At 58.7% G+C, this 20,921-nt stretch carries 20 protein-coding genes; 14 read left to right on the top strand and 6 right to left on the bottom strand.

Annotation, left to right across the window (positions count from 1 at the left end):
• Window positions 1-8: 8 nt before the first annotated feature.
• The 6 genes from HZB29_11745 to kdsB form a co-directional block, all read right to left on the bottom strand.
• Window positions 9-3,992 (bottom strand): hypothetical protein, encoded by a 3,984-nt coding sequence (locus tag HZB29_11745; GenBank protein ID MBI5816269.1) that lies wholly within the window; start codon window positions 3,990-3,992, stop codon window positions 9-11.
• A 215-nt stretch (window positions 3,993-4,207) separates the two neighbouring features.
• Window positions 4,208-5,032, bottom strand: a complete 825-nt coding sequence (gene kdsA / locus HZB29_11740; GenBank protein MBI5816268.1) for a 3-deoxy-8-phosphooctulonate synthase — start codon at window positions 5,030-5,032, stop codon at window positions 4,208-4,210.
• Between the two features lie 11 nt (window positions 5,033-5,043).
• The gene (locus HZB29_11735) at window positions 5,044-5,430 is read right to left on the bottom strand and encodes a PIN domain-containing protein (protein ID MBI5816267.1); all 387 of its coding nucleotides are present in this window, start codon (window positions 5,428-5,430) and stop codon (window positions 5,044-5,046) included.
• On the bottom strand, window positions 5,430-5,717 hold the full coding sequence (locus HZB29_11730) for a hypothetical protein (GenBank protein MBI5816266.1): 288 nt from the start codon (window positions 5,715-5,717) through the stop codon (window positions 5,430-5,432). The genes HZB29_11735 and HZB29_11730 overlap by 1 nt, the downstream gene beginning before the upstream one ends.
• A gap of 53 nt (window positions 5,718-5,770) precedes the next feature.
• Window positions 5,771-7,378, bottom strand: coding sequence for a CTP synthase (locus HZB29_11725; GenBank protein ID MBI5816265.1), 1,608 nt, complete (start codon window positions 7,376-7,378; stop codon window positions 5,771-5,773).
• Entirely contained in the window at window positions 7,378-8,121 is a 744-nt protein-coding gene (kdsB, locus tag HZB29_11720) for a 3-deoxy-manno-octulosonate cytidylyltransferase (GenBank protein ID MBI5816264.1), read from the bottom strand. Before kdsB ends, HZB29_11725 begins: the two co-directional genes overlap by 1 nt.
• A gap of 481 nt (window positions 8,122-8,602) precedes the next feature.
• Between kdsB and HZB29_11715 the strand changes: the two genes are divergently transcribed.
• The 14 genes from HZB29_11715 (at window position 8,603) to pal (ending at window position 20,920) form a co-directional block, all read left to right on the top strand.
• Window positions 8,603-10,522 carry a DUF4178 domain-containing protein gene (locus tag HZB29_11715; GenBank protein MBI5816263.1) on the top strand — a complete coding sequence of 640 codons (1,920 nt, stop codon included), beginning with the start codon at window positions 8,603-8,605 and terminating at the stop codon, window positions 10,520-10,522.
• A 9-nt stretch (window positions 10,523-10,531) separates the two neighbouring features.
• The gene (locus HZB29_11710) at window positions 10,532-10,675 is read left to right on the top strand and encodes a hypothetical protein (protein MBI5816262.1); all 144 of its coding nucleotides are present in this window, start codon (window positions 10,532-10,534) and stop codon (window positions 10,673-10,675) included.
• An 18-nt stretch (window positions 10,676-10,693) separates the two neighbouring features.
• Complete coding sequence (locus HZB29_11705) at window positions 10,694-10,912, top strand: DUF350 domain-containing protein (GenBank protein MBI5816261.1); 219 nt, start codon at window positions 10,694-10,696, stop codon at window positions 10,910-10,912.
• Between the two features lie 19 nt (window positions 10,913-10,931).
• Complete coding sequence (locus HZB29_11700; GenBank protein MBI5816260.1) at window positions 10,932-12,437, top strand: polyamine aminopropyltransferase; 1,506 nt, start codon at window positions 10,932-10,934, stop codon at window positions 12,435-12,437.
• Between the two features lie 2 nt (window positions 12,438-12,439).
• Window positions 12,440-14,074: an FAD-binding oxidoreductase gene (locus HZB29_11695; GenBank protein MBI5816259.1), complete on the top strand. Its 1,635-nt coding sequence runs from the start codon at window positions 12,440-12,442 to the stop codon at window positions 14,072-14,074.
• Complete coding sequence (gene speD / locus HZB29_11690; GenBank protein ID MBI5816258.1) at window positions 14,071-14,421, top strand: adenosylmethionine decarboxylase; 351 nt, start codon at window positions 14,071-14,073, stop codon at window positions 14,419-14,421. The genes HZB29_11695 and speD overlap by 4 nt, the downstream gene beginning before the upstream one ends.
• A gap of 222 nt (window positions 14,422-14,643) precedes the next feature.
• Window positions 14,644-14,895, top strand: a complete 252-nt coding sequence (locus HZB29_11685) for an AbrB/MazE/SpoVT family DNA-binding domain-containing protein (GenBank protein ID MBI5816257.1) — start codon at window positions 14,644-14,646, stop codon at window positions 14,893-14,895.
• Window positions 14,883-15,218 (top strand): type II toxin-antitoxin system PemK/MazF family toxin, encoded by a 336-nt coding sequence (locus tag HZB29_11680; GenBank protein ID MBI5816256.1) that lies wholly within the window; start codon window positions 14,883-14,885, stop codon window positions 15,216-15,218. The genes HZB29_11685 and HZB29_11680 overlap by 13 nt, the downstream gene beginning before the upstream one ends.
• Window positions 15,215-16,534, top strand: coding sequence for a nodulation protein NfeD (locus HZB29_11675; GenBank protein ID MBI5816255.1), 1,320 nt, complete (start codon window positions 15,215-15,217; stop codon window positions 16,532-16,534). Before HZB29_11680 ends, HZB29_11675 begins: the two co-directional genes overlap by 4 nt.
• A 184-nt stretch (window positions 16,535-16,718) precedes the next feature.
• Window positions 16,719-17,465 (top strand): MotA/TolQ/ExbB proton channel family protein, encoded by a 747-nt coding sequence (locus tag HZB29_11670; protein ID MBI5816254.1) that lies wholly within the window; start codon window positions 16,719-16,721, stop codon window positions 17,463-17,465.
• A 5-nt stretch (window positions 17,466-17,470) separates the two neighbouring features.
• Window positions 17,471-17,920 carry an ExbD/TolR family protein gene (locus HZB29_11665; protein MBI5816253.1) on the top strand — a complete coding sequence of 150 codons (450 nt, stop codon included), beginning with the start codon at window positions 17,471-17,473 and terminating at the stop codon, window positions 17,918-17,920.
• 67 nt (window positions 17,921-17,987) lie between these two features.
• Complete coding sequence (locus tag HZB29_11660) at window positions 17,988-18,842, top strand: TonB C-terminal domain-containing protein (GenBank protein ID MBI5816252.1); 855 nt, start codon at window positions 17,988-17,990, stop codon at window positions 18,840-18,842.
• Complete coding sequence (gene tolB, locus HZB29_11655; protein ID MBI5816251.1) at window positions 18,826-20,205, top strand: Tol-Pal system beta propeller repeat protein TolB; 1,380 nt, start codon at window positions 18,826-18,828, stop codon at window positions 20,203-20,205. Before HZB29_11660 ends, tolB begins: the two co-directional genes overlap by 17 nt.
• A 178-nt stretch (window positions 20,206-20,383) precedes the next feature.
• The gene (pal, locus tag HZB29_11650) at window positions 20,384-20,920 is read left to right on the top strand and encodes a peptidoglycan-associated lipoprotein Pal (protein ID MBI5816250.1); all 537 of its coding nucleotides are present in this window, start codon (window positions 20,384-20,386) and stop codon (window positions 20,918-20,920) included.
• Window position 20,921 lies beyond the last annotated feature (1 nt).

Genomic DNA, 20,921 nt, shown 5'->3' with positions numbered 1-20,921 from the left:
TTTTCAGGTCAGTTGAGCCGCAGGCTCTTGGCTATCCTGCCGATCTCCTCGTCGAACCTCTCCCGGTTCAATTGGGCGTCGCGCCATAGTTCGTCCTTGAGCCGTTCGAAATAGCTTTCCTTTTCTTTCTGGAACGAGATGTCCAGCTCCGCCTTCTTCTGCATTATCCCGGCGATAAGCTCCTGGCGGCGCTTGTACTCCTCGGTCTTTATCTCCATGCCAAGGATGTCCAGAAGCTTGGCCTTTTCCAGCGCCATCTGCTTTTCAAGGCGCAGCGCCTTTTCGCGCCGCACGTCCTCAAGTTCGGTCTCCAGCTTTTCGATCCGGGCTTTCCTTTCCGCTTCCATGCCCGATTTAAGCCTCGCTTCCATATCTTCCATCCTGGCGCCATATTCCGCGTCCAGGATTTTCTGGGCCTTCGCCCGCTTCAAGTCGAACTCCGACCGGTAACGCTGCTCAAGCCGCCCTTTCTCGAATTCGGCCTCCAGCCGGGCGCGCCGCAGTGTGTCGTCCGCCTCCTTGGAAAGTTTTTCCTCGAAAGACCTCCTGCGGGACGACCGCTCCGCCTCAAGCTCCGCCCCCATCTTTTCCTTAAGCTCAAGCTTGAGCCTGCTCGCCTCGTACCGGAGCCATTCCTCCTTCTTGCGCCATTCGCGCTTGCCGCGCTCCTCCAGACGCTTTTCAAACGCCTTGCCAGCCACGCCGATCTCGTTTTCCAGAGCATCCATCCTGCCGGCCTTCTCCTCGGCCATCTGCGTGGACATCTCGCGCCGAAGCTCGATGCGCTCATGGTCCATGCCCATCTGCATTTCCTTGCGCATCCTGTCCCGTTCCTCGGCCAATTCCAGGCTTAGGGACTTTATCCCGCGCTCCCTGGCCCCGGAAATATCCCCGGTCATCGCGGCGCGGAGCTTCTCCCGCTCCGTTTCAAGCTCCCGCCGGACCCGCGCGGCGATCTCTTCTTTGCGCCTTTCAAGCTCCCCGGAAAGCGTCTCCAGCGAAGACTTCCTGCGCCGCTCCAGCGTGGACTTCATCCTTCCGGCCGCCGTCTCGTATTCGGCGGCGAGCCGGTTTTTCATCATCTCCCTGGCCACGGTCTCCTCTTCGAGTATCCTCGCCTCGATGAAGGCCAGCCTGCGCCCTTTCTCTTCGCGCTCCCACTTTATGATCTTTTCCACGTGGCGGGCGCGGATGTTCTCCATGTCGCGCCTCAAGGTCTCAAGCGCCTGGGTCTTGCGCTCCTCGATCCTGTCCTTGAATTCCATCTCCGTGCGCATCATGCGGGGGCGCATTTCCGCCGCCAGCTCCGCCGCCACCTGCCTCCGCTCCATCTCAAGCTGGTTTACAAGCCGTTCCCTGGCCGCTTTTTCCTCTTCCGCCATCCTCACGGCGAAGGCCTCCTTGAGCGCGCGCTCGTCCTCGCGCAGTATTCCGGAAAGTTCGGAAATGCGGCGTTCCCGTTCCGCCGCCACCTCGCGCTCCACCATCTTCAGCCCAGACGCCCGCGCGGATGAAAGCTCCGCCTCGGTCTTCTCCGCCCAGTCGCGCCTGATGTCGTAAAGCTCCTGGCTTAGCTTCTCCTCCGATTCGCGCCGCAGCCGCGCGGTCTCCCTTGAAAGTTCCTCCATCCTAAGCTTGCGTTCCTCCGCGAACAGGCTTTCCATGGCCGCTTCCCGTTCACGTTTGATCGAATCGAGGGTCTGCTCGACTATGGCCAGTTTTTCCCTTTCCTCGGCCTTGAGCCGCGCGCCAAGCTCGCTTGTCAGCCTTTCGTAAAGCTCCTCAACTTCGCCGCGCACTTCGTCAAACCGCCTTGCGCGGAACTCCATCACCTCTTTTTCCATGTCCAGCGTCATCGAACCGCGTTTGAGTTCGATTTCCCGCTTGATATCTTCTTCCCTGGCGGCGATGGCGCGGGCGAGGTTGTCCCGCACGGTCTGGGCCTCGGCCCTGGCGGCCGCCCCGGCCTCCACCCGAGCCTTGTCGCGGATGTCCTCTATCTCCCGCCCGATCTCCTCGAGCCTGGCGGACCGTTCCTGCCCGATCTGTTTCAGCATTTCCTGCGATCCGGCCTGGCGCAACGCAGCCAGCTCGTTCTGCAGCTTGTTATAAAGCCGGTCCCGCTCGATGGAAAGCTTGCGACCGAGCCTTCCGGACGCCTCTGCGGCGGTGCGGGCCTGTTCCGTGTCAAAAAAAGCCGAAAGGCGCATGATCTCGTGGTGCGCTTCCTCCACCATCTCCCGGTGAAGCTCGGCTGCCTCAGCCCCCGCCTCCTCCTTGAGCCTGTTTTTCAGCCCGGCCGCCTCGGCGATGGCGTTGTCCCGCTCCGCCTCGTAAAGGCGGCGCGCTTCGTCCTTGATGGAGAGTATCTTGCGGTTGCGCTCCTCCTCAAGCTCCTGCCACACCACCTCGCGGACCTTGTCCACCTCCCGGCGCGCGTTGGTATGGGCCTCCTTGCGCAGCCTTCCGGCCAGGTCGTCTATCTCCTTTTCGGAGGCCACCCTTTGCAGGTCCTTGTAACGCTCCACCTCGGCGGCGGCATTCAGGCGCATGGAGGCCATTTCCTTCTCGAACGAAGTCAGCCTGAGCCGCTTGGTTTCTTCTATCTCGCCGTCTATTCCAGCCAGCCTGCGCGCCCGCTCCGCCGCGATTTCCTCCGCCACCGCGGACATGCGGCGGTCTTTCTCCGAGAGTATCGCCCCTTCGAGCATGGCAAGCCTTCGGCCGTAAACGTCCGCCATGTCCTTGGACATCTTGTCCGAGCCGTTCCTTTTCTCGCTCTCCAGGTCTTTTTTCAGCTTTGCCCGGACGGCGTTCACTTCCGCTTCCACGCGCTGGATAAGCTCGGACTTTTTCCGCTCGAAATGCTCCTCCAGGCTCTGGGCCACCTTCCCGCGCAAGGATGCCTGGCCATCCGGCTCCGGCGCGCCGCCATTATTGTCCCTGGCCGTTTCCAATATTCCGGCCAGACGGTCCATCGCCGGGCTTTCCGCCGATATCCCCTTGCCAGAGGCCAGATGCGCGGAGCAAATCATGAAAGAGTCGCGGGAGGAGCGGATTGAACTATCGGAAGGTTCCGGCGGGAAGCGCCGCAACGATTCGTCCAGCGCGGCGGCGCCGGCGTACACCGCCTCGACTCCGGTGCGGGAGGCGATATTGTCCCTCAACCGCAGCCCGAACTCGATGTCTTCCCTGTCCCGCGCCTTGTTGACGAAGAATTTGAGCGCCGTGCCAGCCTTGATTGCCCGAAGTCTTTCCAAAACGTCGCTGTTGGCCCCCATCGCCTTTTCCATGGCGGCTGCCAAGGGGCCGTTATCCTTGTTTGAACGTCCCCGCATCGCCGCCACCGCCTTTTTCGCCTGGGCGCTGCCGCGGAATTCCGCCTCCACCGAACGCAGGTAAAGGTCGGCGGCCAGTTTTACCGCCATTTCTTCGCCGCCGGGGGATGGCTCCACCACAAGCAGCGAATGATCGGCAAGATGGAAATAATCAAACGATATGTGGTCTGCAAGCTGGCCCAGGTCCAGGATAACCACGTCAACTTCCAGCCGGGAAAGCCTTTTGATGAGGTTTTTTTTCAGCCGGAGCCCCTTGTCGGTGAAATTTAGCCGCCCGATGCCGTTATCAACGAAAAAAAGCCGCTCGGCAGAGGTCTGGGTGAGTATTTTCGATATGGAAGCCGCCTTGCCGCTGATGAAATCCCGGAGGGAGGACTTAACCTCCGTCACCCCGAGAGTCGAACTTAGCGGGATGGAGCCGAACGACAGGTCCACCAGCGCCGCCTTAAGCCCGGTGGAGGCGTATGCCGAGGCAAGGTTTACTGCCACCAATGATTTGCCCGCGCCGCCGCAGGAGCCTGATATGGCGATTACAGACGCCCTGCCATCTTTTTTGCTGGTGTTGAGACTTGCGGGGATACCCAGGTTGGCGAACCACTCCTCAAAATCGCCGAAACCTGCGGCATGACGCGGAGAACAATCTTTTTCCGCCATGAAACATTCCACCACTGGAAAAACGGTAAGACCGGGTGTAAGTATACTAAATAATTGATTAATTTGTCAAGACTTACGGAAGAAAGGAGTGAATGAAGGGCAAAAAGAGGTGATATCAGCTGTTTAAACTGAGAATTTTATCGGTTTGGGTTTGGCTATTTGATTAAAAAAATTGAATAAACCAAATTAAGTATTGGCCACGCCAATCCAAGCCTTTACAAACTCTTCACAACCTCGTCTATCCTTTTTAACTGTACCAGCAATCCTTCCAGTTCGCCCATGGGCCACATGTTCGGCCCGTCGCAGGGGGCGTTTGCCGGATCGGGATGGGTCTCCAGAAAAACCCCGGCCACGCGGGCGCCGATGGCGGCCCGGGCAAGAACGGGGATAAGTTCGCGGTTGCCGCCGGTGGATGCGCCAAGCCCGCCGGGACGTTGCACCGAATGCCCAGCGTCGAATATCACGGGGGCGCCGAACTTGGACATCTCGTGCAGAGAGCCCATGTCCGTCACCAGCGTGTTATAGCCGAAAGTCGTCCCACGTTCCGTCACCAGAACCTTGTCGTTGCCGGTGGACTTCACTTTTTCGATGTTGTTGACCATGTCCCACGGGGCCAGGAACTGCCCCTTTTTGATGTTCACCACCTTGCCGGTCTCCCCGGCGGCGATCAAAAGGTCTGTCTGGCGGCACAAAAACGCAGGTATCTGCAAAATGTCCAGCACATCCCCAAGCATGATCGCTTCGACCGGAGAATGAATGTCCGACAACACAGGGACATTGATCTCCGCCCGCACTTTTTCCAGTATCCGCAGCCCCTCGGCCATCCCCACCCCACGGAAGGAGTTTCCCGATGAACGGTTCGCCTTGTCGTAGGACGACTTGTAAACGAACGGTATGGACAGCCGCGAGGTGATATTTTTCAGCGTCTGCGCCGTTGCAAGCGCGTGGTCCTCGCTTTCGATGACGCACGGCCCCCCGATGAACACGAAAGGGAGGTCCGCGCCGAAGGTGACGTTGAAAGAGGGTAAGGAGACGTTCATGTCAAAACTTGCTATCCATGTCCAAGATAAGGCTTTATGATCCGCAATTCAGGTACAGCCTTGAAATGTTTTTCGTTAAAAGTGCATAAATCCGCGTTCAATCCAATGGCTATGGCGGCTATTAACGTGTCAATAACTCCCATGTTATGGCTCAAGCTGGCGTAAAAAAGTATTTCCAATGCTTTGCGGCAATCCTTTTCAGTCGGCCAGTGGAAGTCGAAATAATTTACAAGGTTAACAGCGGCCCTCATTTCAGAAGAATCGCGGCTACCTTTCATCAACTCCATTACCACAAGGCCGGGCAAAGCGGGCTTTTCGTCAAGGGAGTAAAGCCAAGCGACCGCTGGTTTTACATTCCTTGAGACATCAATCAAAACATCAGCGTCCAGAAGAAGCATCAGTTTATTTTATGCCGCCGTTCCGCCTTGTCGCGAAGCTTTCGCGCGTACGCTGAGCTCGATTTGATGTCTTTTCTGTCTTCCCACATACCGATAAATCCACTTGCCTTAAGACCGGCGACAAGCGAGGCCCCGGAAAAAGGTTTTTTCGATTTTTTTTCAATCGAGCGTTTTCTTTCTACGCCAGGTTCTATTGACGGAGATGGCATAAAACGGCCTGTTTCAGCGAACCGCCTGATAAATGCGCCCGTGGGTGCGGTACTGGAGCGTTTTTTAGCCAAGACCATTTTGACACCGATATGAACTATTATTTCCCATTATATTACCAAACAGCGCTCTTTCATATCAAAAGCCCGTTCTTCATCGCCGCCTTGACGAACGCCGTGAAGAGCGGGTGTGGTTTCATGGGGCTGGACTTGAATTCCGGATGGAACTGACCCGCCACGAACCATGGATGGTCCGGCAACTCGATTATCTCCACGAGCCGCCCGTCCGGCGACTGGCCGGAGAACATAAGTCCCGCCTCTTCCAGCCGCATCCGGTACTTGTTGTTGAACTCGAAACGGTGCCTGTGGCGCTCGGTAATCTCCCGCGAGCCATACGCTTCATGGGCCCGGCTTCCGCTGCGTATGTGGCAGGGGAACGAGCCTAAGCGCATCGTCCCCCCCTTCTGCGAGGTGATCAGTTGGTCCGCCATGATGTCTATCACCGGATGGGGGCTTTTCGGGTTGAATTCCGTGCTGTTGGCGCCCTCCATCCCGCAGACATCGCGGGCGAACTCTATGGCCGCGCACTGCATCCCAAGGCATATGCCGAAAAACGGTATCTTCTTCTCCCGTGCGTACTTTATCGAAAGTATCTTCCCCTCGATCCCCCGCTCGCCGAATCCCCCCGGGGCCAGTATCCCGTGCACGTCCCGCAGGGTCTTCTCGACGCTCTCCTCGGTGATGAATTCCGAGTCTATCCACTGAAAATCAATGTCCACCCCGCTGGCAAGCCCCCCGTGGGTGATGGCCTCCGCCAGGCTTTTGTAAGACTCGGTGAGTTTTACGTACTTGCCGGTGACCCCGATGGTCACCTTCGGTTTGGACCTTTTGATGTTCGCCACCAGCGCCTTCCATTCCGAAAGGTCGCTCTCTTTTTTGTCCAGCCCCAGCAATTCGACAACCCGCGCGTCCAGCCCCTCTTCATGGATGGTCAGCGGAACCTCGTATATGGATTTTACGTCTATGGCGGAGATGACGTGGCGCGTGTCCATGTTCGAGAAAAGCGCGATCTTGCGCTTGACGCTGTCGTCCAGCGGCTCCTCGGAACGGCACACCAGCACATCCGCCTGCACCCCGATCTGCAAAAGCTCCCGGACGGAGTGCTGGGTCGGCTTGGTCTTAAGCTCGTGGGCGGTCTTTATGTACGGCACAAGGGTCACATGGACGTAGCAGCAGTTCTCCTTGCCGATGTCGAACCGGTACTGGCGCATCGCCTCCAGGAACGGCAAAGACTCGATATCGCCAACCGTGCCGCCGATCTCGCAGATCACCACGTCAAATCCGTGGCCCACGGCGGAAAGGCGCCCCTTTATCTCGTCGGTGATATGCGGTATGACCTGTACCGTGGCGCCAAGATAGTCCCCCCGGCGCTCTTTCTGGATCACGTTGTTGTATATCCACCCGGTGGTCACGTTGTTCAGCTTGCTCATGGGGGTGGTGATGAAGCGCTCGTAATGGCCCAGGTCCAGGTCCGTCTCCGCCCCGTCGTCGGTGACGAAAACTTCGCCGTGCTGGAACGGGCTCATGGTGCCGGGATCCACGTTTATGTACGGATCCAGCTTCATTATGGTCACTTTATACCCCCTGGCTTCCAGCAGGGTCCCCAGCGACGCGGCGGTTATCCCTTTGCCGAGGGACGAAAGCACCCCCCCCGTGACAAATACATATTTGGCTCCGTTCATCAACTCCCCGATCCGTGTTTGGCTATTGTTTCGGCTCTGGACAGGTCTTCCGGCGAATCGACACCCAGCGAGTCGCTCTTCGTCTCAACGCACATTATCCTGTGCCCATGTTCCAGTATACGCAACTGCTCGAGCTTTTCGCACTTTTCAAGGGGCGTGGGCCCGAGCTTTGCGTAGTATAGTAAAAAATCGCGGCGGAATACATACGTTCCAAGATGCTTGAAAAGAGGCCTTGACTTTGCGTTCCCGTCCCGGTCATGGGGGATGGGGAGCTTGGAGAAATAGAGCGCATGCCCCTTAAGGTCGCGCACGACGCAGGTGACGTTCAGGTCCGCCGCTTCCCTGGCCCCGATGGCCACGCAAAGGGTGGAAACGTCCAGCGAAGGGTCGCCTAACAGCGCCTCCACCGCCATGTCCACCGCAGCCGGGTCTATAAAAGGCTCGTCCCCCTGGACGTTGACGATGATGTCCGCCGGGACTTTCTCCGCCACTTCCGCCACCCGGTCCGTGCCCGATGGATGGTCTGGCGAAGTGAGCATCGCCTCGCCCCCCGCGTCGCGGATCACTTTGGCTATTCTTTCGTCGTCCGTGGCCACGATAACGCGCCCTGCGGTCTTCATCAGTTTTACCCGCTCATGCACCCTTTGGATCATGGGGACGCCGCCGATGAGTTTTAGCGCCTTTGCAGGGAGGCGGGTGGAGCCGTAGCGGGCGGGAATGACGGCAAGCACCTGTGGCTTCACTTGTGGCAAAAGTCCGGCGTTGATTTCTAAATCGTGAGATTATAATTCATTCCGCGAAAAAGTCACGGCAAGAAAGGGGTCAGGTCTATAATTCCTGCTCACCGGGGTGTTTGAGCGCAAAGCGCGTCACCCCGGTGTCCTGAACTGTGCGCCAAGGAATCCGGGGTGAAGAACACCCCGGACAGCGGGAAATATGGCCGTCTGCTTGCGGCAATGCCGCAATCCATTGAAAACACCGCTTCGCCGGGGTCGCCCCGGTTCCTCGCTTTAGGAATCCGTGGTCAGCGACCACGGGGAAGCGCTGATAGAGGCGGCCTCGGAGAAGCGCGTTATGTGACCTCCGCGCCGGGCCGCACAATTCGTTTGACGGGGCCGGATCAAGCTCTCTACCATATAGCCTTGCGGCCGCAAAACCTGCGGAGGCAAACGGGGGAATGGAAATCCAGGGTTCGCCGATAACTTAGCTGACGGAATTTATGATATGACAGCCGCCTGCCCGTCCTGCGGAGCCCCGATCCGGTTCAAGTCCAGCGTTTCCGTGTTCGCCGTGTGCCAGCACTGCAAGACCATGTCCGTGCGCCGGGGAATGGACCTGGAGGCGCTCGGCAAGACCGCCTCCATGCCGGAGGACCTTTCGCCTTTGCAGATCGGCTCCCGGGGAAAATACAAGGGGAATCGTTTCGAGCTTGTGGGGCGCATCAGGGTCGGCTGGAAAGACGGGGCATGGAACGAATGGTACATGCTCTTCGAGGACGGTTCCGGGGGCTGGTTCGGGGAGGCGCAGGGCTTTTACACCGTAAGCTTCATCATCCACGGCGCTCCGCCCGTGCCGCTGGTGAAGGACATCGCGCCCGGCTTTGAGGTGGAACTGGCGGACGGGCGGCCATTCAAGGTTGACGACATCAAGAAGGCGGAGTATCTGGCCTGCGAGGGGGAGCTTCCTTTCAGCGGCGAAACCGGGCGTAAAAGCCTTAGCGTGGACTTTTCCGGCGGCAGCGGCGCGTACGCCTGCGTGGACTATGGAGAGGACGGCGAGGTGTCGCTTTACGCCGGCGAATACGTTGATTTTTCCACCCTGAAATTCGACAACCTGCGGGACGTTGGCGAGGGCGGGATAAGCGCGCTCAACAAGAGCAAAGCGGCCGCAAAAATGTTCAAATGCCCCTCCTGCGGAGGATCGGTGGCGCTGCGGGCGCCGGGGCAGAGCCTTTCGGTGGCATGCCAATACTGCGGCTCCATACTAGACGCGAAGGACGAGAACCTCAGGATACTTGAAGAGGCCCGGTCGAAAATCAAGGTGGAGCCTGCCATCCCCCTGGGAAGCCGGGGAAAGCTTTCCGGAGCCGAGTGGGAAGTGATCGGCTTCATGCGCCGCAGCGACAAGACGGGGGTGTATTTCTGGAACGAATACCTTCTGTTCAATCCGGCGGAAGGGTTCCGGTGGCTTACAGAGGAGAACGGCCACTGGATATTCCTGGAGATGATCCGCCAGAACCCGAAAGTGACCGGGCCCCAAAAGGCCACAAGCGGCGGCAGGGAATACTCGCTTTTCAACAAGGGCGAGGCGAAGGCGGTGTTCGTGCTGGGCGAATTCTACTGGCGGGTGTCCGTGGGGGAGACGGCCAGGGTGGAGGACTATATCGCGCCACCGGAGATAATCTGCCGCGAGAAAAACGACGAGGAAATCATTTGGTCCAAGGGGGTTCATGAGGAGCCTGCGGACATTGCGGCGGCGTTCGGGCCGGAGGTGAAACTGCCGTGGAGGAAGGGAAAAGGGACGGTCCAGCCCAATCCGCACATTGATACGTTCGGCAAGGTGACAAAATACCTCGGCGCTTTTCTGGGGGCTGTCGTACTTATACAGCTGGCCACGCTGATCTTCGCCCGGTCGGAGGTGGTGTTCTTCAAGCAATACACCTTCGCGCCCAACGACCCGCTGAAGGTGAAGGTGACCGATTCGTTCAACGTGCCGGGAGGCGTGTCCAACCTGGAGGTGCGGGTGGCCGCGCCGGTGGACAACAGCTGGGTGCACACAAGCTTCGACCTGGTGGACGAGCTTACCCTGGAGACCAACGAGTTTGGCGTCGGGGTGGAGTATTACCACGGGCGCGACAGCGACGGGGACTGGAGCGAGGGGGGGCGGGACAATTATTACGACCTGCCATGGGTGAAGGGGGGAGCGTACCACCTGAACCTGGAGGCGGAAGGGGACCCGAAGATGAACGGACAGCAATACAACGTCACCGTGGTGCGGGACACGCCCAACTGGGCCAATTTCTTCCTTTCCGCGGCGGCGTTGCTGGCCTTTTATTTTTTCGCCAGTTACCGCAAGCACAGTTTCGAGGTGGCGCGCTGGGCAAACAGCGATTATTCGCCTTACGTGTCCGAGGACGACGATTAGGGAGGGATCATGGCAAAAGCTTATTTCGTGTACGGCCTGCTGGTGTGCGGCATGATGATGTACGCAAACAGCCGTGGGCTGTCCTGGGTCAGCGCGCTTTCGACGGGCAGGTGGACCCCTTCCACCCCCGTCCACGGCATGTATCACAAGTAACAAAATGGAGGCGATGAAATGGAGCCGTTGATAAACATGAAGTTCGTTGTGAATTCGCTGGTGTTCTCGTTCCTCGGGGTGGTGATACTGGGGGTGACATTCTATATGTTCGACAAGCTCACCCCGGGCAACCTGTGGCAGGAGATTTTGGAAAAGCAGAACATGGCGGCGGCGATAGTGGTGGGCTCGATCTCAATCGCCATGGCGATAATCATCGGCCTGGCGATCCACGGCTAGGGGCGGGAAAGCGCTTAAAATGGCGTACGCCCTGCTGTTCTCCGTATTCGTCATCTCCACCTGCGGGCTGGTGTACGAGCTTATCTCCGGCGCGCTGGCAAGCTATCTGCTCGGCGATTCGGTGCTCCAGTTCTCCACCGTCATCGGGGTGTACCTTTTTTCCATGGGGATCGGCTCGTTCTTCTCCCGGTATATATCAAAGGACCTTCCGGCGGTGTTCATCCGGGTGGAAATCCTCATCGCGGTGGTGGGGGGCTGCTCGGCGGCGCTGCTTTTCATGGTGTTCGAATACGTCTCATCGTTCCGCGTGATCCTGTATTCGCTGGTGTCGCTCACTGGGACACTGGTGGGGCTTGAAATCCCGCTTCTGATGCGCATACTCAAGGCCCATTTCGAGTTCAAGGACCTGGTCTCAAAGGTGTTCACTTTCGATTATGTGGGGGCGCTCATCGCCTCGATCCTGTTCCCGCTGGCGCTGGCGCCACACCTTGGGCTTGTGCGTTCCGCTTTCATGTTCGGGATGATAAACGCCTGCGTGGCCATGTGGGCGCTGGCCCTTTTCCGCGACGAGATAAGGATGTCCAGGGTTTTGGCGGCGGAAGGGGCGGGGGCGCTGGCGTTGCTGCTGGCGGGGTTTGTATATTCGGGCTCCATCATGGGGATGGCGGAGGCCTCCACCTATCCGGACAGCGTGATATACGCAAAATCGTCGCGATACCAGCGGATAGTGCTCACCCGTTCGCCATACGACATCCGGCTGTTCCTCAACGGCAACCTCCAGTTTTCCTCGGCGGACGAATACCGCTATCACGAGGCGCTGGTGCATCCGGCGATGGGCTCGATGGACGGGCCGAAAGACATCCTAATCCTCGGCGGCGGCGACGGGCTGGCGGCGCGGGAGATTTTAAAATACCCCTCCGTCCGCTCCATAACGCTTGTGGACCTGGACCCGGAAGTGACAAAGCTTTTCGCGGGAAACGAAATTCTGGTAAAACTTAACGAAAACTCCCTCGCCTCGCCGAAATTGAAAATAGTCAACGCGGACGCCTTCGTGTGGCTGCGGGAGGACAAGGGGACGTATGATTTTATCGCCGTGGACTTCCCCGACCCCTCCAATTTCTCCATCGGCAAGCTTTACTCGGCGTCGTTCGACAAACTTTTATTCAAGGCGCTAAAGGACACCGGCGCGGCGGTGATACAAAGCACTTCGCCATACGTTGCGCGAAAATCGTTCTGGTGCGTGAACAACACCCTCGCCGCGGCCGGGTTCCACACCACGCCATACCATGCTTATGTTCCCGCTTTCGGCGACTGGGGATACGTGCTGGCAAGCAAAAGGCCCTTCACCCCGCCGCTAAAATATCCGGCCGGTTTGAAGTATGTGAGCGTGGAGACGGTGAAGGGGATGCTGGAGTTCCCGCGCGACATGGAGGCGGTGGAGACGGAGGTCAACAGGCTCAATAACCAGGTGTTGGTGCGGTATTTCGAGGATGAGTGGGCGAAATACTCCAGGGTGAACCAGTGAGCATGACGCGGCGGAGCGCCCTTAGGGCCATGGCGGCGGGGGTGGCGGCCGCCGGGGTGGCCGGATGCGGCGGGGCGTTCGCGTTCAAAAAAAAGGAAATACCCGGTTCCATAGCAGGGGCGGGGAGGGGCGCCGGGCATCTTCTAAACGGATTTGCGTTTCCGGAGCCTGCGGAGACAATGGAGGTGGGCGTCGCAATCGTTGGCTGCGGAGTGGCCGGTGTGTCCGCCGCGTGGGCCCTGTCGCGCAACGGGTTTGACGATTACGCGGCGCTGGAGCTTGAACAGGCGCCGGGTGGGAACGCCGGTTTTGGGCGCAACGCCGTCACCGCTTATCCTCGCGGGGCATATTATGTCCCGGTCCCGAACATGGAGTCTAAACTTGTGCGGACCCTTTTCGAGGAGGCGGGGATCATAGAGGGATATGACAATGGGCTGCCGGTGTTCAACGAATACCACCTTTGCTCCGATCCGCAGGAACGGCTGTTCATCCATGGAAGGTGGCAGGAAGGGCTATTCCCGCAAATAGGGACAAACGAGGCGGACTCCCGGCAATACCGCGAGTTTTTCGCGGCGATGGACATTTTGAAGAACGCCAAGGGGAACGACGGGCGGCCAGCGTTCGCCATACCGATGGAACTTTCGTCGCGCGACCCAAAATACACGGCGCTTGATAAGATCACCATGGCCGAATACATGCGGCGCAACGGGTGGGACTCCAAGTACCTTTTGTGGTACGTCAATTACTGCATGAGGGACGATTACGGGAGCGGGTTGGAAGAGGTCTCCGCCTGGGCCGGCGCGCATTATTTCGCCTCGCGCAGGGGAAAAGGGGCCAACGCCGATTCTCACGACGTGCTCACATGGCCGGAGGGGAACGGATTTTTGACCGGCCACATGATAAAAAAAGCGCGGCCCCGTATTACTTCGGGGGCGCTGGTGTATAACATCGAAAGGGAAGGGGAACGGATCGCGGTGGACCATTACGATCCGGCAAGCGGGAAAAGCCGCAGGTTTTTGGCGCGCGCCGTGATCTACGCCGCGCCGCGTTTCACGGCGGGCAAGGTCATAAAACAGTTGCGGCAAAATCCCCCGGAGTATCTGCCAGGCTTCACATACGCCCCGTGGCTTGTGGCAAACGTGAGCTTAAAGAGCGCCCCGGCAGGGAACGGAGCGCCGTTGGCGTGGGACAACGTAAGTTTTCACAATACCTCGCTGGGCTATGTGGTGGCCACGCATCAAAGCCTGCGCGCGCGGGAGGGGAAGACGGTGATAACGTTCTACGACGCTTTGAGCGCAGGCCGCCCGGCGGATATGCGGCGATCGGCGATGGGCAAAACTTATGGCGATTGGGCCGGCCACGTTGTCAAAGAGCTTTCGCTGATGCACAAAGGGGTGGAGCGGGAGATTGAGAACATCGAAGTGTGGCTGTGGGGGCACGGGATGATACGGCCCGTGCCCGGATTCATATGGGGAGAAACCAGAAGGGAAGCGCTAAAACCTGTCGGCGGGATATTCTTCGCCCATTCGGACATGAGCGGGATTTCCATATTCGAAGAGGCGCAATATCGCGGGGTGAAGGGGGCGCAGGACGCCATGCGGAGCATCGGTAAACCATTCGCGGAGATGGCGGCGTGAAACAACCATTGGGCCGGCACCATCTGGTGGAGCTTTTCGGATGCGACGGCGCGGTCATAAACGCGAAGTCTTCTGTGCGGGAGATATTGCTGGAGGCGGTGGCCCAGGCGGACGGCGCCATCGTGGCCGACGTTTTTCACGATTTTAGTCCACACGGTGTCAGCGGGGTTGTTGTGATAGCCGAGTCCCACGTGGCCGTTCACACCTGGCCGGAATTCGGGATCGCGTCGCTGGACATATTTTCTTGCGGCGAAAAGCTGAAGACGGATGTGATAAAGGAGATTGTGAAAGACCGGTTCCGGGCGCAAAGCGTGACGGAGAAGGTGGTGGAGAGGGGAGTGGGATAGCGGCCGGCCGGGCGTATTATTAATAGGCGATAGCCGTCGCGCCGCCCCTGTGGCAATCGCTCTGTTGTTCGCCATAGCCCTCACCCCAGGGTTCCTTTGCAGCGCCGCCATCTTGGCGGCAATTGCCGGCGGGGCCACGCCGTTTCTTAACGCCGGCCTTGATTCACCCGCCGGAATGTGGTAATTACAATGTAATAATGTGCAGCCGGAAAAGGGCGGACGATGAAGCTTGCGGTGACACGCATCGGGAATTCCAGGGGGGTGAGAATCCCGAAGACCGTGATCGAACAAGTGGGGCTTGGCGACAGCGCGGAACTGGAAGTGGTGAGCGGAAAAATCGTGATCTCGCCCGCTCCCTCCCGCAAGGGGTGGGCCGAGGCCTTCAGGAAAAAGGGGGGCCGGGGCGAGGATGGATTGCTCGACGAAGGAAACATCCCGCGGGCCAAATGGGATGATGATGAATGGGAGTGGTAGGCGGGCTCGCCAGGTTTGAAGTGTGGCTGGTGGCCTTGAATCCGTCCAGGGGAAGCGAAATCAGGAAAACGAGGCCCTGTGTCGTCATTTCCCCCGATGAGATGAACCAGAATATAAATACCGTGATCGTGGCGCCGATGACTACCAGGGGGAGCGATTGGCCCACCAGAGTGCCGCTTGTGTTCAGGGGGAAAAGAGGGCGGATCGCCCTTGACCAGATCAGGACCGTGGACAGGGATCGGCTTATAAAGAAACTTGGCTCCATTCCGGGCGAAAAGGCGGGTATGGTATGCCGCACCTTGCAGGTCATGTTTTCCATATGAACGTCAAACGCTTTGTCCGTGCGGCTTTCAGCCTTTCCTTTGCGCTGGCGGGCCTGTTTTCGCTGGCCGCTTCGTCCTCCGCCGGTGGAAAGTCGGCGCTGGTGATCACCGTCAACGGGCCGATAAGCCCGGTCTCCGCCGAATATATCGTTAAAGGCATACAGGCCGCCGAGGCGGATCCCGCCGTTGAGACGCTCATTATAGAGATGGACACCCCCGGCGGGCTGGACACTTCCATGCGCCAGATCATAAAAGAGATTCAGCGCTCGCCAAAGCCTGTGGTGGTGTATGTGGCGCCAAGCGGGTCGCGCGCGGCCTCGGCAGGGGCGTTCATCACCATGGCCGCCCACGTGGCCGCCATGGCCCCCGGCACAAACATCGGCGCCGCCTCCCCGGTGAACATGGGGGGGGAGGGGATGGACAAGACCATGAAACGCAAGGTGACCAACGACGCGGCCGCTTATATCCGCTCCATCGCCGAGCAGCGCGGGCGCAACGCGGATATCGGGGAGGAGATGGTGCGCGCCGGAGCCTCCCTTTCGGAGACGGAGGCGGTGCGCGAAAAAGTGGCCGACCTTGTGGCGGAAGATTTGCCTTCGCTGCTTGCCGCCATAAACGGCAGGACTGTGAAGACCGGCGCGGGGGACAAGACATTGGCCACCGCCGGGCTTGAGATCAAACGGCTGGAGATGAACTGGCGGGAGCGGATATTCGACGCGCTGGCCAACCCGAACGTGGCGTATATACTGATGATGCTCGGGTTTTACGGTCTGTTCTTCGAGCTGTCCAACCCGGGGGCGGTGCTGCCGGGGATCATCGGCGCAATATGCCTGATACTGGCGTTTTATTCATTGCAGACCCTGCCGGTCAACTACGCCGGGGCGCTTCTGATAATCCTGGCCATCATCCTTTTCCTGCTGGAGATATGGGTGCCAAGTTACGGCACGTTGACCATGGGAGGGGTGATCGCGCTTGTGATAGGGTCGCTTATGCTCATAGACTCGCCGGACGAGTATATGCGGATCAGCCTGTCGGTGATAATTTCCATGACGCTGTTCACGGCGGCGTTCTTCTTTTTCCTCGTCGGATCCGGTGTGTGCGCCCAGTACCGCCGGGTGACTACAGGGGCGGAAGGGATGGCCGGGGCGATCGGCGAGGCGCAGACGGACATAGTCCCGGAGACCGGGGGCGAAATTTTCGTCAGCGGGGAGTTGTGGAGCGCACTTCCCCAGTCCGGCCACATCACAAAGGGCGCCCGGGTGGAAGTCACCGGCCAGAAAGGGCTGACGCTCACGGTGAGGGAAAAGCCGGAGTAGGCTTTCGTTCAGGCGGTCATTTTCCTTCTAAAAGCGTTTTTCTATACAACTCAGCGCCAAATCCTCTGACCCCTGTCCGTACAAATATGTACATTGACATCTATTCCAACTGAAATTAAACTGTTTTAGTGTTTGGGAGCCATGTAAAGATGTTTAAGCCTCATAACGTGAGTTCTATATAGCCATGTCGTCATACCTTAATTTTGTCCAAAACCTGATTGTCCAGGCGGCCCCGGTGGGGGAGCTGAGCATTTCGGACATGGTCACAAGCGCCGGTCTTGTCAGCAAGGGGGTGCTTGCCACCCTTTTTCTTTTCTCGCTGGTGTCGTGGGGGATCATGATCCACAAGTTGAGGCTGTACAAAACGATCAGGGCGGAAACGGAGCTTTTCAAGGAGTATTTCGCCAAGAAAGCCCAGCTCGACCAGATATACGCATACGCCAAGAAACTTCGGAACTGCTCCATGGCCAGGGTTTTCCTGGCCGGGTATATCGAGCTTGCAACGCAGTTCCGCATCACGCAAAGCGAGCAGGCCAATCCGGAGGACGGTTTCCTTTTGGAGAAGCTGGATTCCATCGGCCGGTCTTTGGAGCGGGCCACGGCGCAGGAGGTGACCAAGCTGGAGCGCTGGCTGATATTTTTGGGGACAACCGGGTCTGTCACCCCATTCATCGGGCTGTTCGGCACGGTGTGGGGGGTGATGAGCGCCTTTTCGGGCATAGGCGCCAAGCAGTCGGCCAGCCTTGCCGTGGTGGCGCCGGGGATAGCGGAGGCGCTGATAGCCACCGCAGCCGGGCTTTTCACAGCCATCCCCGCCGTCATGGGCTACAACTATTTCCTTTACCGGGTGAAGATAAAGGCCACGGAGATGGACAACTTCTCGCTGGACATGCTTTCGCTGATCGACCGCATCTATATCAGAAGATCCTGACCATGATGCAGGATAGCGGCGGCAAACGGTTCCGCCGGAAACAGTCCACCCTGATGACCGAGATCAACATCACCCCCTTTGTGGACGTGATGCTGGTGCTGCTGGTGATATTCATGGTCACCGCCCCCATGATGCAGAGCGGGATAGACATAAACCTGCCAAAAGAGGCGGAGCCCAGCGGGATCATCGAGGTGAAGGAGGAGAACATGGTGTCGCTGCGCAAGGACGGGGCGCTGTTCTTCAACGAAAAAAGGGTGACGCCCAAGGACCTTTCCGAAAAACTGAAGAGCGTGGTGGCCGGGGGAGCCCAGCCGGAGGTCTATTTGAGGGCGGACAAGGACATAGAGTACGGCCGGGTTGTCAGCGTGATGGGATTGGTGAAAAAAGCGGGGGTGGAAAAGCTTGGCATGGTCACCGAGATATCCCCGGAAGAGGACGCCGGAAAGAAAAAATGATAAGGTCCAGGCGCGATGAATCCCGGCGGGACGGAGACCGGCGGCTTTGCGGGGCGGCGAATGGAGCATGAGCCGGGAACAGCAGGTATCTTTAAGGGACCGGGACTTGAACACCCCGGGCCAGCTTGCCGCCTCGATGGGCTTTTCCGCGCTGGCGCACGTGGCGTTGTTTTTGATCGTCACCATCGCCCCGGCGCTTGTGTTCAAGCCGAAAACGTACATGGCGGGCTATTCGGTGAACCTGGTGTCCATACCCTCCGCCGGAACGTCACCCGGCCCGCCGCCACCCCCTCCGCCACAGGCGGAAAAGGCGGAAGAACCGGCCGCCCAGACTCCGGTGAAAAAGGCCACCACCGCCAAGAAGGAGGTGGTGTCCGAGCCGGAGGTGAAGACCAAGAAGGCCATGACAGCCAAAAAGATCGTCCCCAAGCAGGAAGACAAGCCTAAAAAAGAAGAGAAGAAGGACGACAAGAAAGAGAAGAAAGAAACGGAGAAAGAGGAAAAGGCCGCATCCGCTCCGCCGCAGAAAATAAAGGGAAGCAAGGAAGGAGTCCCCGGAGGCGTGCCGGGGGGTGTGCCCGGAGGGAAGCCTGGCAGCATGAGTTTTGAAGCTCCCGGCGGCGGCGGACAATTCCCATACGCCTGGTATGGCGGCGTGGTGGAGCGCAAGATAAACGAAAACTGGCTCACCCACGGCATCACCATAACCGGCAAAAGGGTGAATCCAACGGTGAAGTTCACGATATTAAAGGACGGCGCAATCAGCGGAGTGATGCTGGAACGTTCCTCCGGCAACACCCAGATGGACGAGAGCGCCGTGGCGGCGGTGAGCCGCGCGGGGCCGTTCCCCCAGCTTCCGCCGGGATATGCCGGAGACTCGTTGACGGTGCATTTCACTTTCATTTATGAAGTACGGGACTGACCAGAAGATGAGAAAAAAAAGTTTTATGACGCGGGCGGGCACGGTCATTGCGGCAGTCGCGTTTTTCGCCGGACTGTTCCTCCAAGACCCCGCCTCGGCACAGGAGAGCGTGTGGCTTGGCGTGTCCCGGACCGGTTCCCAGGCCATCGAAGTTGCCGTGCCGGACATGCAGGCGGCGGGCGACGACAAGGAAGGGCTCGGCAAAGAGGCGGCCAGGATCGTCAACTTCGACCTTAAGGCCACCGGTTATTTCAAGATGGTGGACAACCAGCAGCTGATGAAGCAGGCGCTGGAAAAGGACCTGAAGGCGGCCAACGGCATCGCCTTTGACGAGTGGCGCACGCTGGCCTCCAATTTCGTGGTGAAAGGGAACATCGGGTATAAGCCGGGCGGCGCCATGTTCCTGGACACCAGGGTGTACGACGTGCAGACGAAGAAGCTTTATTTCTCGGTGATCTACACCGCCACGAAGAACCTGTTCCGGCAGATGGTCCACCAGTTCTCCGACGACATGCTATCCCGGCTCACCGGCGAGCAGGGAGTGGCCAAGACCCGCATGGCGATTTTGTCCAAGGCCGGCGGGCGCAAGGAGCTTTTCGTGATGGACTACGACGGGGCGGCGCCCACGCAGATAACCTACGACAAGTCGCTGGTGCTTTTCCCCCACTGGAACCCGAAGCGGGACATAATCCTGTTCACCACATACAAGTTCCGCAACCCGGACCTTTACGCGGTGGACATAAAGAACGGAGCCCGCATACCCATATCCCGCAGGCTGGGGCTCAATTCCGCCGGTGAATGGTCACCGGACGGCGGGAAAATCGTGTTCTCCATTTCCAAGGCTGGGCATTCGAACATATTTATATGCAACGCCGACGGCAGCGGGCTCAAACAGTTGACCTCCGCCAACGCCATCGCCACTTCGCCGTCGTTCTCCCCCGACGGGGGCCGCATCGCCTTCACCTCGGACAAGACCGGCGCGCCGCAGATATACGTGATGAATACCGGGGGAGGCGAGGAACGGCGGATAACCTGGTCGGGCAGTTATAACGACGAGGCTGAATGGTCGCCCAAGGGGGACTATATCGCCTATTCGTCGCTGACGGGCCCGAATTTCAAGATTGGGCTTGTCAACGTCAACGAGAGCAGGGACGCGAGGATAATCACCAGCGGCGCCGGGTCGGACGAAAGCCCCTCATGGTCGCCCAACGGCAGGAACATCGCCTTTTCCTCCAGCAGAAGCGGCTCCAAGCAGATATACATAATTAATCCGGACGGCTCCAACGTCCTGCAGGTGACCAACATGGCAGGCGGCGCCTATTCCCCGTCGTGGGGAACGGCTCCGGCCATAGAGAGGAAATAAACGGGCGAGGGTGAACGCTTCCGGTAAAGTTGGCGTATTAACTTGAAAAGGGGCTGGCTGTTTGCTAAATTTGGACTTTGATTATTCAGGGCGGGACGGGCTTTGAAAGCAAGCCATGACGGAACAGGCAGGCCTGTTTGGAATATAAACATTGTGCCGTATTAGGGAGAGGGTAATCATGAAAAGCATGTCAAAGAGGATTTCACTGGCCTCAATCGCGATGTTGGCTTTCGCTGTCGCGTTGTCCGTGGGCGCTTGCTCCACAAAATCGAAGGAGACCCTCCCTGGCGCCGGTGACAAGGCAGGCACGGCCGGCCAGGATGGCGCCATGTCCGCCGAGGAACGCAAGCAGCAGGAATCACGCGCCACTTATGTGGAGGAGTCCCTGCTTGTGGACATCCATTTTGAGTTCGACAAATCGGACCTGTCCGCGGAGGACAGGGAACTGTTGAAGAAAAACGGCGAATGGATGAAGTCCCACGCCGGGGTGAAGGTGCAGATCGAAGGGCACTGCGACGAGCGCGGCACAGCCGAGTATAACCTTGCCCTTGGCGAGCGAAGGGCCACCGCCGCGAAGAACTACTTAACGTCGCTTGGCGTGGAGGCCGACAGGCTTTACACCATAAGCTACGGCAAGGAGCTTCCCATTGATCCGGGCCACTCCGAAGAAGCCTGGGCCAAGAACCGCAGGGCGCATTTCCTGGTGACAAAATAGG

Source organism: Nitrospinota bacterium (genome assembly GCA_016235255.1).
Classification (GTDB): Bacteria; Nitrospinota_A; UBA7883; order UBA7883; family JACRLM01; genus JACRLM01.
The sequence above is the reverse complement of the archived record's forward strand: the minus strand, read 5'-3'. Positions and strand labels throughout refer to the sequence as shown.

What these genes read in the sequence shown, in the direction of transcription:
- HZB29_11745 (MBI5816269.1), bottom strand. Translation starts at nt 3,992, where the DNA reads ATGGCGGAAAAAGATTGTTCTCCGCGTCATGCCGCAGGTTTCGGCGAT.
- kdsA (MBI5816268.1), bottom strand. Translation starts at nt 5,032, where the DNA reads ATGAACGTCTCCTTACCCTCTTTCAACGTCACCTTCGGCGCGGACCTC.
- HZB29_11735 (MBI5816267.1), bottom strand. Translation starts at nt 5,430, where the DNA reads ATGCTTCTTCTGGACGCTGATGTTTTGATTGATGTCTCAAGGAATGTA.
- HZB29_11730 (MBI5816266.1), bottom strand. Translation starts at nt 5,717, where the DNA reads ATGGTCTTGGCTAAAAAACGCTCCAGTACCGCACCCACGGGCGCATTT.
- HZB29_11725 (MBI5816265.1), bottom strand. Translation starts at nt 7,378, where the DNA reads ATGAACGGAGCCAAATATGTATTTGTCACGGGGGGGGTGCTTTCGTCC.
- HZB29_11715 (MBI5816263.1), top strand. Translation starts at nt 8,603, where the DNA reads ATGACAGCCGCCTGCCCGTCCTGCGGAGCCCCGATCCGGTTCAAGTCC.
- HZB29_11710 (MBI5816262.1), top strand. Translation starts at nt 10,532, where the DNA reads ATGGCAAAAGCTTATTTCGTGTACGGCCTGCTGGTGTGCGGCATGATG.
- HZB29_11705 (MBI5816261.1), top strand. Translation starts at nt 10,694, where the DNA reads ATGGAGCCGTTGATAAACATGAAGTTCGTTGTGAATTCGCTGGTGTTC.
- HZB29_11700 (MBI5816260.1), top strand. Translation starts at nt 10,932, where the DNA reads ATGGCGTACGCCCTGCTGTTCTCCGTATTCGTCATCTCCACCTGCGGG.
- HZB29_11695 (MBI5816259.1), top strand. Translation starts at nt 12,440, where the DNA reads ATGACGCGGCGGAGCGCCCTTAGGGCCATGGCGGCGGGGGTGGCGGCC.
- HZB29_11685 (MBI5816257.1), top strand. Translation starts at nt 14,644, where the DNA reads ATGAAGCTTGCGGTGACACGCATCGGGAATTCCAGGGGGGTGAGAATC.
- HZB29_11680 (MBI5816256.1), top strand. Translation starts at nt 14,883, where the DNA reads ATGGGAGTGGTAGGCGGGCTCGCCAGGTTTGAAGTGTGGCTGGTGGCC.
- HZB29_11675 (MBI5816255.1), top strand. Translation starts at nt 15,215, where the DNA reads ATGAACGTCAAACGCTTTGTCCGTGCGGCTTTCAGCCTTTCCTTTGCG.
- HZB29_11670 (MBI5816254.1), top strand. Translation starts at nt 16,719, where the DNA reads ATGTCGTCATACCTTAATTTTGTCCAAAACCTGATTGTCCAGGCGGCC.
- HZB29_11665 (MBI5816253.1), top strand. Translation starts at nt 17,471, where the DNA reads ATGCAGGATAGCGGCGGCAAACGGTTCCGCCGGAAACAGTCCACCCTG.
- HZB29_11660 (MBI5816252.1), top strand. Translation starts at nt 17,988, where the DNA reads ATGAGCCGGGAACAGCAGGTATCTTTAAGGGACCGGGACTTGAACACC.
- tolB (MBI5816251.1), top strand. Translation starts at nt 18,826, where the DNA reads ATGAAGTACGGGACTGACCAGAAGATGAGAAAAAAAAGTTTTATGACG.
- pal (MBI5816250.1), top strand. Translation starts at nt 20,384, where the DNA reads ATGAAAAGCATGTCAAAGAGGATTTCACTGGCCTCAATCGCGATGTTG.